We start from the raw sequence: 14572 nt of genomic DNA, 5'->3' as shown, positions 1-14572 counted from the left end.
GTCGTCGCCTCTTCCGTCCGCGTCCGGCGCGCCGCCGACGCGTCCCGTCAGTCCCAAGCGGGCGGCTGCGCCATGCCGGTTTTCACCTTCGAGGTCACGAGCGAAAACGGCGTCGCGGTCGACGTCGCGGCGCTGCCGAGCCGCAAGGCGGCCTGGTGCTACGTCGAATTTCTGGCCTCCCAGCTCAAGTCGAAGCGGGGCGCGCGCATCACCGTCAAGGACGAGGCCGGCGGCATCCTCATCCATGCGGGCGCCGCGACCGCGCTCGCCTCGATCGGCTGGTGCGCCGACGCGGCCTGCCCGCTCAAGGCGAAGCCAAAGCCGGCCGACTGAAGGCCGCGCGCCTCAGGCGTAGAACTTCTCGCCCTTCTCCGCCTTGGCGACGAACGCTTCGCCCGGACGGTAGATCGGGCCGAGCTCCTCATACGCCTTCGCCCTGTTCGCGACCGTCCCGAGCCCGAGCCAGTCGGCGTAGCGCAGCGCGCCGCCGAGGTAGCGCGGCAGGCCGAGGCCAAGGATCAGGCACATGTCGATCTCGCCGGGCGTCGAGCCCGTCCCGTCCTCGAGGCAGCGGGCGGCCTCGAACAGCATGGGGATCATCATGCGCTCGCGGATTTCGGCGTCGGTGAGACGGACGGCGCCGGTCCGACCGGCCTTCAGGAGCTCGAAGACGGCGGGCTCGGCGGTCCTCGCCGGGCGGCCCGTGTCGTCCCTGCCGTAGACGTAGAAGCCGCGCCCGTTCTTCTGGCCGAGACGCCCGTCGGCCATCAGCAGCTCATAGGCGCCAGGCTTCGGATGCTCCATGCGCGCGGAAAAGCCTTCCGAGACGATCTCGACGACGTGCTGGCAGATATCGAGGCCGATCACGTCGGAGAGCCAGGCGGGCCCCATCGGCCAGCCGAAGCCCTCCATCGCGCGATCGACGTCGCGGAAGTCGACGCCCTCGCTCACGAGCTTGAGGAAGGCGATCAGATAGGGCGTCAGCACGCGGTTGACGACGAAGCCGGGGCAGTCGCCGACGACGATCGGCGTCTTGCCGAGCGTCAGGGCGTAGTCGACGATGGTCGCAAGAGCCGCGTCCGAGGTCTGCGGGCCGCGGATCACCTCGACGAGCGCCATCGCCGGCACCGGATTGAAGAAGTGCATGCCGAGGAAATTGCGCGGCCGCGACACGCCCGCGGAAAGGTCCTTGACGCGCAGCGAGGAGGTGTTCGAGACGATGAGCGCTTTCTCGCCCACCGCCTCCTCGACGTCGCCGAACACGGCGAGCTTGATCTTGAGATCCTCGACGATCGCCTCGACCACGACGTCGACGCCGGCGAGGTCGGCGAAGCTTTCGGTCGCGTGGATCGCCGCGGCCGCCGCGTCGGCCTCCTCGGGCTTCATCCTGCCGCGCTCGACCTGCTTGTCGAGCAGATTGCGCGCATGCGCCACTCCATTGTCCAGCGCCTTGCGGGAGACGTCCTTGAGCACCGCCGGCACGCCCTTCAAGGCGCTCTGGTAGGCGACGCCCGCGCCCATCACGCCGGCGCCGAGCACGCCGACCCTGCGCACCTTCGCGGCGCCTTTGGCGTGCGACTTCGCTATCTTGCGCACCGCCTGGTCGTTGACGAAATTGCCGACGAGCGAGGTCGCGGCCTGCGAGGCGGCGACCTCGGCGAAGCGCTTCGCCTCGAGCGCCAGCGCCTCCTCGAGCGACAGCTCCGCGCCTTCCCGCAGCACCTCGACGGCCTCGTGCGCGGCCGGATAATGCGGCAGCGCCCTGGCGGCCTCGATCTGCGCGCCCGACAGCAGTTCGTCGACCTTCTCGCGCGGCAGGCCGAGGCTCGCGGCGCCCTCGCGGCGACGCTCCGCCCATCCCGCGGGATCGGCGGCGGCCGCCTTCAAAAGGCCGAGCGCGACGTCGAACAGCTCCTCGGGCGGGCAGACGGCGTCGGCCGCGCCGTCCTCCAGGGTCGTCAGCGCGCCCTGCTGCGCGCCGGAGACGATCCAGCGCGCCGCCTCGGCGAGGCCGATGAGGCGCGGCAGGCGCGCCGTGCCGCCGTAGCCGGGGAAGATGCCGAGCGTGACCTCGGGCAGGCCGACCTTCGCCGTGTCGGAGACGACGCGGTAGTCGGCGGCGAGCGCGAGCTCGAAGCCGCCGCCGAGCGCGAGGCCGCCCACCGCGGCGACGCTCGGCGCCGGCAACGCGGCGAGGGCGGAGACGATCTTCGCGTTCGCCGCGACGAAGCGCTCGACCGCCTCCCGGCCCGCCTCGAAAACCTCGGTGAACTCGAAGATGTCGGCGCCGACGACGAAGGTCTCCTTGGCGCTGGAGACGAGGACGCCCCTGAGGCCGGGCGCGGCGGCGAGCGCGGCGAGCGCGGCCTCGAGCTCGCGGAAGGCGAGCCGGTCGAGCTTGTTGACCGCCTCGCCCTTGCGGTCGAAGCGCAGCTCGTGGAAGCCTTCGCCGACTTCCCTGACCTCGATCGACTCGCCTTGGAAGATCATGTGCGGGCTCCCCTCGCGCCAAGACCCGGCGCGCGGCGCCGCGTCAAAAACGCGCCAGCTTTATCACAGCCGCGGACGAAGGAAAGATTACGGCCGCCGCGGCCATGATTTGCGCGGCCCCGCTCACGCGCCGCCGCCGAGCCGCCGCGCCGCCTCGACGAGGGCGCGCGCGTAGGCGTGGCGCGGCGCCTCCAGCACCTCCTCCGCCGCGCCCGTCTCGACGATCTCGCCGTCCTTCATCACCGCGACGCGATGGGCGAGCGCGCGCGCCGCCGCAAGATCGTGGGTGACGAGGAGGTAGCTCAGGCCGCGCTCGCGCTGCAGCGCGGCGATGAGGCGCAGGACGTCGCCGCGCAAGGCTTCGTCGAGCGCGGACGTCGGCTCGTCGAGGACGACGAGGCGCGGCGCGAGGATCAGCGCCCGCGCGAGCGCGATGCGCTGGCGCTGGCCTCCCGAGAAGGCGGACGGGCGCGCGAAGCGCCGCGCCGGGTCGAGGCCGACCGCGCGCAGCGCCTCCGCCGCCGCCTCGTCGCGCTCGCGCCGCGACAGGGAGGGCTCGTGGACGGCGAGCCCTTCGGCGACGACGTCGGCGACGCGAAGGCGCGGCGACAGCGCGCCGAAAGGATCCTGAAACACCATCTGCATGTCGCGGCGAAGCGGACGCAGGGCCTTCTCCGGCAGCGCGCCGATCTCGCGGCCCATGAAGCGGATCGAGCCTTCGCTCGGCGCGAGCCGCAGCGCCGCCCGCGCCAGCGTCGTCTTGCCCGCGCCGGATTCGCCGACGACGGCGAGCGTGCGTCCACGCTCCAGCGTCAGGCTCACGCCTTTCAGGATTTCGCGCGACGGCGGGGCGAAGAGGCCGCGGCCCCCCGCCCGCACGCTCACGCGCTCGAGGCGCAGGATTTCGGCCGCCTCGCCGGACGCTTCGCCTTGCGCCGGCGCGCGGCCCCGCGGCGCGGCCGCCGCAAGCGGGCGCGCCGCGCCTGCGCCGCCTTCGACGAGGCGCCCGTCCGCCATCACATGGACCACGCCGGCGAAGCGGCGGGCGAGCGGCAGGTCGTGGGTGATGATGAGGACGGCGAGGCCGAGGCGCCGGCGCAGTTCGTCAAGAAGCTCCATCACCTGCGCCGCGACGGTGGCGTCGAGCGCGCTCGTCGGCTCGTCGGCGAGCAGCAGCGCCGGCTCGCAGGAGAGCGCCATGGCGATGGCGACGCGCTGCAGCTGGCCGCCGGAAAGCTGGTGCGGAAAGGCGTCGAATTTCCGCTCCGGCTCGGGCAGGCGCGCGAGCCCGAACAGATCGATCGCCCGGGCGCGCGCCTGCGTCCGCGAAAGCCCCGCCCTGAGGCGCAGCACGGCGCAAAGCTGCGCGCCGACGCTGAGGAAGGGATCGAGCGAGGCCGCCGGCTCCTGGAACGCCATGGCGATGCGCCGCCCGCGCAGCGCGTCGAGCCGCCGGCGCGGCAGGGTCAGGAGATTCTCGCCCGCAAAGCGCGCGGCGCCGGAGAGCCGCGCCCCCGGCGCGTTGAGGCCGAGCAGCGCGAGCGCCGTCTGGCTCTTGCCCGAGCCCGAGGCGCCGACGAGCGCCGCCGCCTCGCCGCGCGCGAGGGAGAAGCTCACGCCGTCGACGACGGCGCGCGCGCCGTAGACGACGCGCAGTTCCTCGACTTCCAGCAACGGCGCGCTCAAGAGGCGCGTCCGGCGACGCGCGCCTGCAGCGTCTCGCCGAGGCTCTGCAGCGCGGCGAGCGTCGCCCCGAGGAACAGCGCCGGAAACAGCAGAAGATGCAACGCCCCCTGAATGTGGCGCGCGCCCTCGGCGATCAGCGCGCCCCAGCTCGTCAGCGGCTCCTGCACGCCGAGCCCGAGGAAGGAGATGAAGCTTTCAAGCAGGATGGCGCGCGGGACGAGCAGGGTCAGGAAGGCGAGGATCGGCGCGGCGGCGTTCGGCAGGATGTGGCGCGCGAGGATGGCGAAGGGCGAGGCGCCGAGCGCCCGGGCGGCGGCGACGTAGTCCTTCTCCTTGAGGGCGAGCGTCTGTCCGCGCGCGATGCGCGCCATGTCGAGCCATTCGACCGCGCCGACGGCGAGGAAGATCAGATCCAGACGGCGCCCGAAGGTCATGACCAGCACGATGACGAGGAAGATGAAGGGCAGCGCGTAGACCACCTCGACGACGCGCATCATGAGGGCGTCGACCGCCCCGCCCATGAGGCCGGCGAAAGCGCCGTAGGCGACTCCGACGACGAGCGCGACGAGCGAGGCGGCGAGGCCGACGGCGAGCGAGACGCGCCCGGCGATCAGCGTGCGGGTCAGAAGGTCGCGGCCGTTGGCGTCGGCGCCGAACGGGAAGAGCTCGCGCTTGACCGGCGCCTCGAGGCTCATCTCGCGCCCGCCTTCGCGCGCCTCGAGAAGCCGCGGCGGGCCCAGCATGTCGGAGGGCGGCTGGTCGCCGAGCGCCGCGGCCTCGATCGGACGGTCGGCGGAAATCCGCATGAGCAGCGCTTCGCCGGCGTCCTCCGCCTCGTCGAGCCGGGCGCCGAGGCGCGACGCGAAGGCTTCCGCCGCGGCGAGGAGCTCGCCGGCGCTCGGGCGCGCCTCGAACGAGGGCTCCGCCAGCACGTAATCGGGATAGACCCGGTCGAATGGATGCGGCGACAGCATGGGGCCGAACACGCAGGCGAGCGCGACGGCGGCGAGAAAGAAGGCGCTCGCCGGAACGCGCGCGAGAACGCTCACCGCGCCGCGCCGATGCGCGGGTCGAGGCGCATGTAGGCGAGGTCGACGAGAAGGTTGAAGGCGATGACCATCGCCGCCACGACCACCACCGTCCCCATGACGAGGGGATAGTCGCGCCCGAGCGCCCCTTCGACGAAATAGCGCCCCATGCCCGGCACGCCGAAGATGGTCTCGACGGCGACCGAGCCGGTCAGCAGGCTGGCGGCGGCGAGGCCGAGATAGGAGAGCGTCGGCAGCGCGCCGGCGCGCGCCGCCCGCGCGAGGATGTGAAGGCGCGGCAGGCCGAAGGCGCGCAGCGTGCGCACATAGGGCTCGGCGAGGGCGTCGCGCATCCCGGCCTGCATGAGGCGCGCGACGATGGCGATCTGCGGCAGGGCGAGGGTCAGCGTCGGCAGGACCTGGTTGCGCCAAGCGCCGTCCTCCCAGCCGCCGACCGGCAGCCAGCGCAGCCTGAGGCCGAAGCCGAGCTGCAGCAGCGGGCCGACGACGAAGGCCGGCAGCGCGACGCCGGCGAGCGCGACCGCCGCGACGCAAAAGGCGCCGACGCGCCCCCTCAGCGCGCCGGCGACGCCGAGCGCGCCGCCGATAAGCAGCGCCAGCGCCAGCGCCTGCGCGCCGAGCCGCAGCGAGATCGGCAGCGCGTGGGCGAGCAGCTCGCCGACCGAGAAATCGCGCCAGTGCAGGCTGGGCCCGAAGTCGCCGCGCGCGAGGCTCTTGAGATAGAGCCAGAACTGTTCGGGAAGCGGCAGGTCGAGCTTGTAGACGCGGCGCAGGTTCTGCGCGACATGCGGGTCGAGCGGACGCTCGGAGTCGAACGGCCCGCCGGGCGCGAGGCGCATCAACAGGAAGGACAGCGCGACGACGACGAGAAAGGCCGCGGCCGAGCCGATAAGGCGGGCGAGGATGCTGTTCAGCGCGCGGGCGGGCAAGGGAATCCGGCGTCTCGCGGGGTGGGCGGCGCCAAGTCTAGCTCGCGCGGAGCGCGGGGCAAGCCCGGCTCAGGAGCGTTTGGCGCCCCGGCGACGGCCGCGACGAACGCTGCGCCGGCCTCGCCCGAGCCCCGTCGGCGCAACCCGCCTTGCGGGCGTGAGCCCTCTCCGTTCGGGCCCGTCCTCGCGCCCGCTTTTGCGCCGGCGCGAAAAATCCTCTATTGCGCAGCGCTCGCGCCCCGTCGCACGGCTCGGGGCTGAGGAAGACCGCCGACCGATGACAGAGACCGCCGCAACCCGCATCGAGACCCGCTTCGCGCAGCTCGCCGCAGAAGGGCGCGCCGCCCTTGTCGCCTTCGTCATGGCCGGCGACCCCGATCCGGCGACGAGCCTTGAGATCCTGAAGGCCCTGCCCGGCGCCGGCGCCGACGTGATCGAGCTCGGCATGCCGTTCACCGACCCGATGGCCGACGGGCCGGCGATCCAGGCCGCGGGCCTGCGCGCGCTCGGCGCCGGCATGACGCTCGAGAAGACGCTGCGGCTCGTCGCCGACTTCCGCGCGAGCGAGCCGGACACGCCGCTGGTGCTGATGGGCTACTACAACCCGATCTACGTCCACGGCGTCGAACGTTTCCTCGCGGACGCGGCCGCGTCCGGCGTCGACGGGCTGATCGTCGTCGACCTGCCGCCGGAGGAGGACGCCGAGCTGTGCCTGCCGGCGCTGAAGGCGGGGCTCAACTTCATCCGCCTCGCGACGCCGACGACCGACGACGCGCGGCTGCCGGCGGTGCTCGCGAACACCTCGGGCTTCGTCTATTACGTCTCGATCACCGGCACGACCGGCGCCGCCACTCCCGATTATTCGACGACGGCGCAGGCGGTGGCGCGCATCAAGCGCCATACGCCGCTGCCCGTGGCGGTCGGCTTCGGCGTGCGCACCCCGGCCGACGCGGCGGCGATCGCGGCGGGGGCCGACGGCGTCGTCGTCGGCTCGGCGCTCGTCGGCGCCCTCGCCGCCTCCCTCGACGCGCGCGGCGCCGCCGGCCCCGGCACGGTCGGCGCGGTGAGCTCGCTCGTTTCGGCTCTGGCCAAGGGCGTGCGCGGCGCCGCGGCGACGGTCTGAGCAGGACCGCGCCGCCCCTCACATTTCTGTCGCAAAAGGGCGCGCGCGCCCTTAAATAACGCATCTGGCGCGCGCCTTCCCTTTTCAAAGGCGCGAGAGCGCGCCGCACCCGGACCGCCCATGAACTGGATCTCCAACGTCGTCCCTCCCAAGGTCAGGTCGTTCTTGCGCCGCGAGACTCCCGAGAATCTATGGGTCAAGTGCCCGGAGAGCGGCGAGCTCGTGTTCCACAAGGACCTCGAGGCCAATCTCTTCGTGGTGCCGGGCTCGGGCTTCCACATGCGGCTCGCCCCCAAGGCGCGGCTCGCCAACCTGTTCGACGGCGGCGTCTACGATGAGCTGCCGACGCCGGACGTGCCGCTCGACCCGCTGAAATTCCGCGACATCAAGCGCTACGCCGACCGGCTGAAGGAATATCGCCTCAAGACCGAGTCGCCGGACGCGGTCAAGCTCGCCGTCGGGCGGCTCGAAGGCGTGGAAGTCGTCGCCGCCGTGCAGGATTTCGACTTTCTCGGCGGCTCTCTCGGCATGGCCGCGGGCGAGGCGATCGTCACCGGCATGGGGGCGGCGCTCGAGCGCCGCAGCCCCTTCATCATCTTCACCGCCTCGGGCGGCGCGCGCATGCAGGAGGGCATCTTCTCGCTGATGCAGATGCCGCGCACGACCATCGCCGTGCGCCGGCTGCGCGAGCAGAACCTGCCCTACATCGTCGTGCTCACCAACCCGACGACCGGAGGCGTGACCGCCTCCTACGCCATGCTGGGCGACGTCCAGATCGCCGAGCCCGGCGCGGTCATCGGCTTCGCCGGCCCGCGGGTGATCGAGCAGACGATCCGCGAGCGCCTGCCCGAAGGCTTCCAGCGGGCGGAGTATCTCGAGGCGCACGGCATGATCGACATGGTCGTGCACCGCCACGACATGCGCGAGACGCTGGCGCGGCTCGTCTCGATCCTGACCCACACGCCCCGCCCCGCCGCAGCCGCCTGAGCCGCCGCGCCATGACCGCCGCGCCCGGCGCAGCTCCCCTCGACGACCTGCTCGCGCGGCTGTTCCTTCTGCACAAGAAGGACATCGAGCTGACGCTCGGGCGCATGGAGCGCCTGCTCGCGGCGCTCGGCTCGCCGGAAAAGAGGCTGCCGCCGATCGTCCATGTCGCCGGCACCAACGGCAAGGGCTCGACGATCGCCTTCCTGCGCGCGATCCTCGAGGCGGCCGGCAAGCGCGTGCATGTCTACACCTCGCCGCATCTCGTGCGCTTCCACGAGCGCATCCGTCTTGGAGCAAAGGGCGGCGGGCGCCTCGTCGACGACGAAACCCTCTACGCCGCGCTCAAGACCTGCGAGGAGGTCAACGACGGCCAGCCGATCACCTTCTTCGAGTTCACCACCGCCGCCGCCTTCAGCATCTTCGCGCAGGCGCCGGCGGACTATCTGCTGCTCGAGGTCGGCCTCGGCGGGCGCGGCGACGCGACCAACGTCGTCGAACGCCCGGCCGCCTGCGTGATCGCCTCGATCTCCATCGACCATCCCGAATTCCTCGGCGCGACGGTGGAGAAGATCGCCTGGGAGAAGGCCGGCATCCTCAAGCGCGGGACGCCGGCGGCGATCGCCGCGCAGACCGAGCGCGCGCTCGGCGTGCTGCTGCGCGAGGCCGCGCGCGTCGGCGCCCCGGCGCTCGTCGCCGAACGCGATTTCTCGGCGCGGCTCGAATGCGGGCGGCTCCTCTACGAAGACGCCGGCGGGCTCCTCGACCTGCCGCCGCCGCGCCTGCCCGGCCGCCACCAGGTCGACAACGCCGCGACCGCGATCGCCGCGGCGCGCCTCGTCGAGCCGCACATCCCCGCGCGCGCGATCGAGCGCGGCCTCCTCGAGGTCGAATGGCCGGCGCGCCTGCAGAACGTCCTCAAGGGCCGCGTCGCCGAGCTGGCGCCGAAGGGCGCCGAGATCTGGGTCGACGGCGGCCACAACGAGGACGGCGGGCGCGTGCTCGCCGAGGCCATGGCCGATTTCGGCGAGCGCGCGGAGCGCCCGCTGATCCTCATCTGCGGGACGCTCACGACCAAGGACACGGTCGGCTTCCTGCGCGCCTTCAAGGGGCTGGCGCAGGAGGTGATCGCCGTGCCGCTCAGGGCCGACCAGTACGGCAAGCCCGCCGCCGAGGTCGCCGGCGCGGCGCGCGAGGCGGGAATCGAGGCCGCCTCCGCCGGCGGCGTCGAGGATGCGCTGCGCTACCTGCGCGCGCGCGAATGGCGCGTTCCGCCGCGCATCCTCATCTGCGGCAGCCTCTATCTCGCCGGCGAGACGCTGGCGCTCAACGGCACGCCGCCGCGCTGAGCGGGCGGCCTGCTCGCGACGCTCGCGCGCGGTTGCGCGCGGTTGTATAAGAGGCGCTGCGGCGCGCTTCGCGTCGCGCAAGCCGCCGGTGACCCTTGCGCCCGATCCCGCTCGTCGTCCTTCGCCTGGCCCTTCCCCTGGCCGTCGCCGCCTGCGCGCTCGCGCGTCCGGCCGCCGGCGAGCCCACGGAAAACGCCTCGCCCGCGCCAAAGACCTGCGACACGGCCGGGCTCGCCCTGCCGCCGGGCTTCTGCGCCACCGTCTTCGCCGACAAGCTCGGCCACGCGCGCCATCTCGCGGTCGCCGCCGACGGAACCGTCTACGTCAACACCTGGAGCGGCCCCTACTACAAGGACAAGCCCGCGCCCGACCAGGGCTTCCTCGTCGCCTTGCGCGACAAGGACGGCGACGGGCGCGCCGACGAGGTCGGACGCTTCGGCGAGACGCCCGCGCAGGGCGGGCGCGGAGGCACCGGGATCGGCCTGTTCGAGGGAGCGCTCTACGCCGAGATCAACGACCGCATCGTGCGCTATGCGCTGAAGGAGGGCGAGCTCACGCCATCGAGCGCGGCGCAGACCGTCGTCTCCGGGCTGCCGGTCACGGGCGACCACCCGATGCATCCCCTCGCCTTCGGGCCGGACGGCGGCCTCTACGTCGATCTCGGCTCGGCGACCAACGCCTGCGAGGAGCATAACCGCATGCCGGGCTCGCCCGGCCGCGAGCCCTGCGACGAGCTTCTCACGCGCGGCGGGATCTGGCGCTACGACGCGCGCGGAAGCGATCAGCTCTTCTCCTCCGCCGAGCGCTACGCCACGGGCCTGCGCAACGCCGAGGGGCTCGCCTTCGATTCCGCGGGACGCTTCTACGCGACCCAGCACGGGCGCGACCAGCTCGCCGAGAACTGGCCGAAGCTCTATTCGCGCGAGCGCGGCCGCGAGCTTCCCGCCGAGGAGCTGGTCGAGGTCAGGCAAGGCGGCGACTACGGCTGGCCGCGCTGCTATTTCGACCCGAAGCTCGGCCGCCTCGTGCTCGGCCCCGAATATGGCGGCGACGGCGAGAAGGCGGGCCTTTGCGCCGACAAGATCCCGCCGATCGCGGCCTTCCCGGCGCACTGGGCGCCCAACGCGCTCGCCATCTACGAGGGGACGAGCTTCCCCGACGCTTACAAGGGCGGCGCCTTCATCGCCTTCCACGGCTCGTGGAACCGCGCGCCGGCGCCGCAGCAGGGTTACGCCGTCGTCTTCCAGCCGCTTTCCGACGGCGAGCCGTCCGGCGGCTATGTACTGTTCGCCGACGGCTTCGCCGGCGAGCACAAGGACCCCAGCCGCGCCGCCCATCGCCCGTCCGGCCTCGCCGTCGGCCCCGACGGCGCGCTCTACGTCTCGGACGACCAGGGCGGCCGCATCTGGAAGATCACCTATTCCGGACGCGCCGACGTCGGTCTCGCCCCGGCTGCGCCCCCGGCCGGCGAAGTCGCCTCGGCCGCCGCGGCGGCGCCGCTCGACGAAGCCTCGCTTCCCGTCCACGCCGGCTCCACGCGCGAGGAGGTCTTGCGCGGGGGGAAAATCTTCCGCGGCGAAATCGGCGACGCCACCTGCGGCGGCTGCCACGGTCCCGACGGCAAGGGCTCGCCGATCGGCCCCGACCTCACGAGCGGCCATTGGCTGTGGAGCGACGGCGACCTGCAGGGGATCACGCGCACGATCGAGAACGGCGTGCCGCAGCCCAAAGAGCACGGCGGGGCCATGCCGCCGATGGGCGGCGTCGAGCTGAAGCCCGAGGACCTGCGCGCCGTCGCGTCCTTCGTGTGGTCGATCGGACACGCCGGAGCGCCGGCCGGCGGCGCGAATTAGGCATGGCGATGAATTGTGATAGAGCGGAACAAGATGTTTCCGAAGTTCCAGGATTGGTTTGGCGAGCCGGCCGCCTTACGCTACCACTCCCAATTGAAAGTAGTATAGGTGCTTTGACAACTATTTTTGCTCTCTCTATTCCTTTTTTGGTTGTTACCGGACGCCATGACCCTACTAAAAAATGCCTCTTTCAACAGCTACCTTCCGTTAGACATATTATATCACGGGATCCATTAATTGCGAGCATCGCATGCAGCGCACAGCCAACGCTTATGTCGTTGACTATAATGCGTCTTATATTAATTGCATTCACCGTCTATTACTATATTCCTAAATACCAAAAATTATATAACTCCGCATGGCGAACAGCGCCTTATGCTAAAGATATCTGCCTAATATCGATGACGCTTGGGGGCATTTCTTTGCTTTTTGGTATATTTATAACATCTGATATTCATGGTACTTTACAAACACTATTTTATATAAAAGGACTTATATCATTCTGAATATTAATGCTATCAGAGGGAATTATTTGCACTATATTATTTACATACATGTATTTTAAATACTGGCGAAAAGCCGTGCGGCAAAGCCCCGCCGACGCTCCGTCCTAGCCTCACGCCACCTCCGCCGCCTTCGCCGGCTTCAGCGGCGCGGCTTTGACGGCGACGCAGACGTCGAGCGCCAGCGTGTCGTCGGGCGCGCCGACATAGCCGCCGGAAATCGGCAGCGCCTGCGAGGCGAGCCGCGTCTCGGCGACGCGCACGAGGTTCTGGCCGGCGAGCAGGCCGTTGGTCGGGTCGTACTCGACCCAGCCGGCGCCCGGCAGGTAGACGCCGCACCAGGCGTGCGTCGAGGCGCCGCCGCGCAATTCGCCCCTGGTGTCCTCCTCGTACAGATAGCCGGTGACGAAGCGCGCGGCGAGGTTCAGCGCGCGCGCCGCCTCCATCATCAGCACGGCGAAGTCGCGGCAGGTGCCGGTCCCGCGCTCCAGCGTTTCGGCGGCGCTCTGCGTGCCCTCCTCGTGGCGCGCGCCGTATTTGAGCTCGTCCTTGATGGCGTGGGTCATGTCGGAGAGCAGCTTCAGGGTGCGCGTCTCGCCGGGGCCGGAGACGAAGCGCCGCGCCCAGGCGTCGACGGCGCCTTTCGGATCGGGCTCCTGCCGCTCGGCGAGCCGCGCGAGGTCGGCGATCTCCTGCGAAGGGTAGGAGAAGGGGAAAAGCTCCGCCGCCGGATCGAGGCTGCACGGCGGCAGATCGGCGCCGATCGGGTAATGGGTGAGGTTCAGCGAGGAGACGACGCTGAATTTTTCGACGCGGATTTCCGGGTCGAAAGACAGATAGCAGACCGAGTTGTTGAAGACGTCATGGGCCCAGCGCACGGCCGAGGGCTGCGGATCGACGTTGAGGCTCGCGTGGTTGAGGCGCAGGTCGTGGCTGTCGCGCGGGCGCAGCATCAGGCGATGCGTGCCGAGCCCGACGGGATTGCGGTAGCTGTAGTCCGTCCGGTGGACGATCTCGATCCGGGCCATGGCGCGTCCCCAGCCGGCCTTTTCGCGGCGGTTTTGCGCGACGCTAGCAGATCGGGGAACGAACGCGCATCATTTTCGCGGTTCACCCGCCGTCGAACTCCGCCCAGCAGTCCGGCGTCTCATAGACCCGCACTTTGGCGAGCTGCGGCAGGGCCGCGCGCGCGCGCTCGAAGATCCACATCGCGATGAGCTCGGCCGTCGGGTTCTCGAGGCCCTCGACCTCGTTGAGGTAATGATGGTCGAGCCGCGCGAGCAGCGGCCCGAACGCCGCCTCGACGTCGAAGAAATCGACGACGAAGCCCGTGTCGGGATCGACGTCGCCGACGAGCTCCAGCTCGACGCGGTAGGAATGGCCGTGCAGGCGATGGCAGCGATGCGTCTGCGGCACGCGCGGCAGGCGGTGCGCCGCCTCGAAATGGAAGGCCTGGGTGATTCTCATCGGGAAAATGCTCTATCTCATCGCGCGCCGGCCGTCGCCTGAAGGCGGGCCTTCAGGGGATGCCGATCAGCTTGTGCGTCTGCAGGCTGAGGCGCCAGCGCGGATGCTCGAGGCAGTAGCGCACGGCCGCCTGCGTGTTGCGCGCCGCCGCCGCGCCGTCCATCGGCTGCAGGAAAAAATGCGCGAAGTCGAGCCCCGCCACCTCGTCCGGCGCAAGGCCCTCCTGCGGATAGACGAGCTTGAGCTCCGAGCCGGCGCGGACCTTCAGCTCCGTCCCGGCCTTCGGGCTGACGCACAGCCAGTCGATTCCGCGCGGCGGCGCCAGCGTGCCGTTGGTCTCCACCGCGATCTCGAAGTTTTGCGCGTGGACGGCGGCGATCAGCGCCTCGTCGAGCTGCAGCAGCGGCTCGCCGCCGGTGAACACGACGAAGCGCCGCCCTCCCCGCTCGCCCCAGCGCGCGGCGATCGCCGCCGCCAGCGTCCGCGCGTCGGGAAAGACGCCGCCGCCCTCGCCGTCCACGCCGACGAAATCGGTGTCGCAGAAGGCGCAGGCGGCGTCCGCGCGGTCGCGCTCGCGACCGGACCACAGGTTGCAGCCGGAAAAGCGGCAGAACACCGCCGCGCGTCCGGCCTGCGCGCCCTCGCCCTGCAGGGTGAGGAAGATTTCCTTCGCCGCATAGCGGCCCATCGGCGTCGCCCGAAACGTTCAGCCGCTCCGAGAACGCAAAAAGGACCTCTTTCGAGGTCCTTCCGCGAGCCGGATCGGCGAGGGAGGAGGGATCAGATCGCCTCGGAGATCCATTTCTTGAGCTCGCCCTTGGGGGCGGCGCCGACCTTGGTCGAGAAGGCCTTGCCGTCCTTGAACAGCATCAGGGTGGGAATGGAGCGGATGCCGTAGGCGCCGGCGACGCCGGGATTCTCGTCGACGTTCAGCTTGGCGACGGTGACCTTGCCCTTGAGCTCCTCGGCGATCTCCTCGAGCGCGGGCGCGATCATCTTGCAGGGGCCGCACCATTCGGCCCAGAAGTCCACGACCACGGGGCCGTTGGCGCTCACCACGTCGGACTTGAAGTTCTCATCGGTGACTTTGACGGTCGACATCATCCATTCCCGCTTGCAGCGGCGTCCCCGCCCGGACT

General features: G+C 70.8%; 14 protein-coding genes. 6 read left to right on the top strand and 8 right to left on the bottom strand.

Annotated elements, in window-relative coordinates; all coding sequences use genetic code 11:
- Nucleotides 1–72 precede the first annotated feature (72 nt).
- Nucleotides 73–333 (top strand): hypothetical protein, encoded by a 261-nt coding sequence (locus tag ACE3OG_RS00580; RefSeq protein ID WP_374305040.1) that lies wholly within the window; start codon nucleotides 73–75, stop codon nucleotides 331–333.
- 12 nt (nucleotides 334–345) lie between these two features.
- On the opposite strand, the gene fadB is transcribed toward ACE3OG_RS00580, so the two are convergent.
- From fadB to ACE3OG_RS00560, 4 genes are all read right to left on the bottom strand, one after another.
- A complete protein-coding gene (gene fadB, locus ACE3OG_RS00575; RefSeq protein WP_374305038.1) occupies nucleotides 346–2490 on the bottom strand; it encodes a fatty acid oxidation complex subunit alpha FadB in 2145 nt (714 codons plus the stop codon).
- Nucleotides 2491–2613: 123 nt separating this feature from the next.
- Nucleotides 2614–4164, bottom strand: a complete 1551-nt coding sequence (gene nikE, locus ACE3OG_RS00570; protein ID WP_374305036.1) for a nickel ABC transporter ATP-binding protein NikE — start codon at nucleotides 4162–4164, stop codon at nucleotides 2614–2616.
- A gap of 8 nt (nucleotides 4165–4172) precedes the next feature.
- Entirely contained in the window at nucleotides 4173–5225 is a 1053-nt protein-coding gene (locus tag ACE3OG_RS00565) for an ABC transporter permease (protein ID WP_374305034.1), read from the bottom strand.
- Nucleotides 5222–6154, bottom strand: a complete 933-nt coding sequence (locus tag ACE3OG_RS00560; protein WP_374305032.1) for an ABC transporter permease — start codon at nucleotides 6152–6154, stop codon at nucleotides 5222–5224. Before ACE3OG_RS00560 ends, ACE3OG_RS00565 begins: the two co-directional genes overlap by 4 nt.
- A 277-nt stretch (nucleotides 6155–6431) precedes the next feature.
- Between ACE3OG_RS00560 and trpA the strand changes: the two genes are divergently transcribed.
- The 5 genes from trpA (at nucleotide 6432) to ACE3OG_RS00535 (ending at nucleotide 11969) form a co-directional block, all read left to right on the top strand.
- Nucleotides 6432–7277 carry a tryptophan synthase subunit alpha gene (gene trpA / locus ACE3OG_RS00555; RefSeq protein ID WP_374305030.1) on the top strand — a complete coding sequence of 282 codons (846 nt, stop codon included), beginning with the start codon at nucleotides 6432–6434 and terminating at the stop codon, nucleotides 7275–7277.
- 120 nt (nucleotides 7278–7397) lie between these two features.
- Nucleotides 7398–8264, top strand: a complete 867-nt coding sequence (gene accD / locus ACE3OG_RS00550; RefSeq protein WP_374305028.1) for an acetyl-CoA carboxylase, carboxyltransferase subunit beta — start codon at nucleotides 7398–7400, stop codon at nucleotides 8262–8264.
- A gap of 11 nt (nucleotides 8265–8275) precedes the next feature.
- The gene (locus tag ACE3OG_RS00545; protein ID WP_374305026.1) at nucleotides 8276–9610 is read left to right on the top strand and encodes a folylpolyglutamate synthase/dihydrofolate synthase family protein; all 1335 of its coding nucleotides are present in this window, start codon (nucleotides 8276–8278) and stop codon (nucleotides 9608–9610) included.
- Between the two features lie 95 nt (nucleotides 9611–9705).
- On the top strand, nucleotides 9706–11463 hold the full coding sequence (locus tag ACE3OG_RS00540; protein ID WP_374305025.1) for a PQQ-dependent sugar dehydrogenase: 1758 nt from the start codon (nucleotides 9706–9708) through the stop codon (nucleotides 11461–11463).
- A 2-nt stretch (nucleotides 11464–11465) separates the two neighbouring features.
- Nucleotides 11466–11969, top strand: a complete 504-nt coding sequence (locus ACE3OG_RS00535) for a hypothetical protein (protein ID WP_374305023.1) — start codon at nucleotides 11466–11468, stop codon at nucleotides 11967–11969.
- A gap of 110 nt (nucleotides 11970–12079) precedes the next feature.
- Here the strand turns inward: ACE3OG_RS00535 and ACE3OG_RS00530 are convergent, their stop codons facing one another.
- The 4 genes from ACE3OG_RS00530 to trxA all read right to left on the bottom strand — a co-directional run bounded on the left by ACE3OG_RS00530 (nucleotide 12080) and on the right by trxA (nucleotide 14534).
- Entirely contained in the window at nucleotides 12080–12994 is a 915-nt protein-coding gene (locus ACE3OG_RS00530; RefSeq protein WP_374305021.1) for a transglutaminase N-terminal domain-containing protein, read from the bottom strand.
- 82 nt (nucleotides 12995–13076) lie between these two features.
- Nucleotides 13077–13433: a 6-carboxytetrahydropterin synthase QueD gene (queD, locus tag ACE3OG_RS00525; RefSeq protein WP_374305019.1), complete on the bottom strand. Its 357-nt coding sequence runs from the start codon at nucleotides 13431–13433 to the stop codon at nucleotides 13077–13079.
- Nucleotides 13434–13485: 52 nt separating this feature from the next.
- Nucleotides 13486–14121: a 7-carboxy-7-deazaguanine synthase gene (gene queE, locus ACE3OG_RS00520; protein WP_374305017.1), complete on the bottom strand. Its 636-nt coding sequence runs from the start codon at nucleotides 14119–14121 to the stop codon at nucleotides 13486–13488.
- 92 nt (nucleotides 14122–14213) lie between these two features.
- Nucleotides 14214–14534, bottom strand: a complete 321-nt coding sequence (trxA, locus tag ACE3OG_RS00515; protein WP_374305015.1) for a thioredoxin TrxA — start codon at nucleotides 14532–14534, stop codon at nucleotides 14214–14216.
- Between the last annotated feature and the right edge of the window lie 38 nt (nucleotides 14535–14572).

Source organism: Methylocella sp., from assembly GCF_041905455.1.
Lineage (GTDB): Bacteria > Pseudomonadota > Alphaproteobacteria > Rhizobiales > Beijerinckiaceae > Methylocapsa.
Note: the sequence above shows the minus strand (reverse complement) of the source record. Positions and strands in the feature narration are given on the sequence as shown.

What these genes read in the sequence shown, in the direction of transcription:
- ACE3OG_RS00580 (WP_374305040.1), top strand. Translation starts at nt 73, where the DNA reads ATGCCGGTTTTCACCTTCGAGGTCACGAGCGAAAACGGCGTCGCGGTC.
- fadB (WP_374305038.1), bottom strand. Translation starts at nt 2,490, where the DNA reads ATGATCTTCCAAGGCGAGTCGATCGAGGTCAGGGAAGTCGGCGAAGGC.
- trpA (WP_374305030.1), top strand. Translation starts at nt 6,432, where the DNA reads ATGACAGAGACCGCCGCAACCCGCATCGAGACCCGCTTCGCGCAGCTC.
- accD (WP_374305028.1), top strand. Translation starts at nt 7,398, where the DNA reads ATGAACTGGATCTCCAACGTCGTCCCTCCCAAGGTCAGGTCGTTCTTG.
- ACE3OG_RS00545 (WP_374305026.1), top strand. Translation starts at nt 8,276, where the DNA reads ATGACCGCCGCGCCCGGCGCAGCTCCCCTCGACGACCTGCTCGCGCGG.
- ACE3OG_RS00535 (WP_374305023.1), top strand. Translation starts at nt 11,466, where the DNA reads ATGGCGATGAATTGTGATAGAGCGGAACAAGATGTTTCCGAAGTTCCA.
- ACE3OG_RS00530 (WP_374305021.1), bottom strand. Translation starts at nt 12,994, where the DNA reads ATGGCCCGGATCGAGATCGTCCACCGGACGGACTACAGCTACCGCAAT.
- queD (WP_374305019.1), bottom strand. Translation starts at nt 13,433, where the DNA reads ATGAGAATCACCCAGGCCTTCCATTTCGAGGCGGCGCACCGCCTGCCG.
- queE (WP_374305017.1), bottom strand. Translation starts at nt 14,121, where the DNA reads ATGGGCCGCTATGCGGCGAAGGAAATCTTCCTCACCCTGCAGGGCGAG.
- trxA (WP_374305015.1), bottom strand. Translation starts at nt 14,534, where the DNA reads ATGTCGACCGTCAAAGTCACCGATGAGAACTTCAAGTCCGACGTGGTG.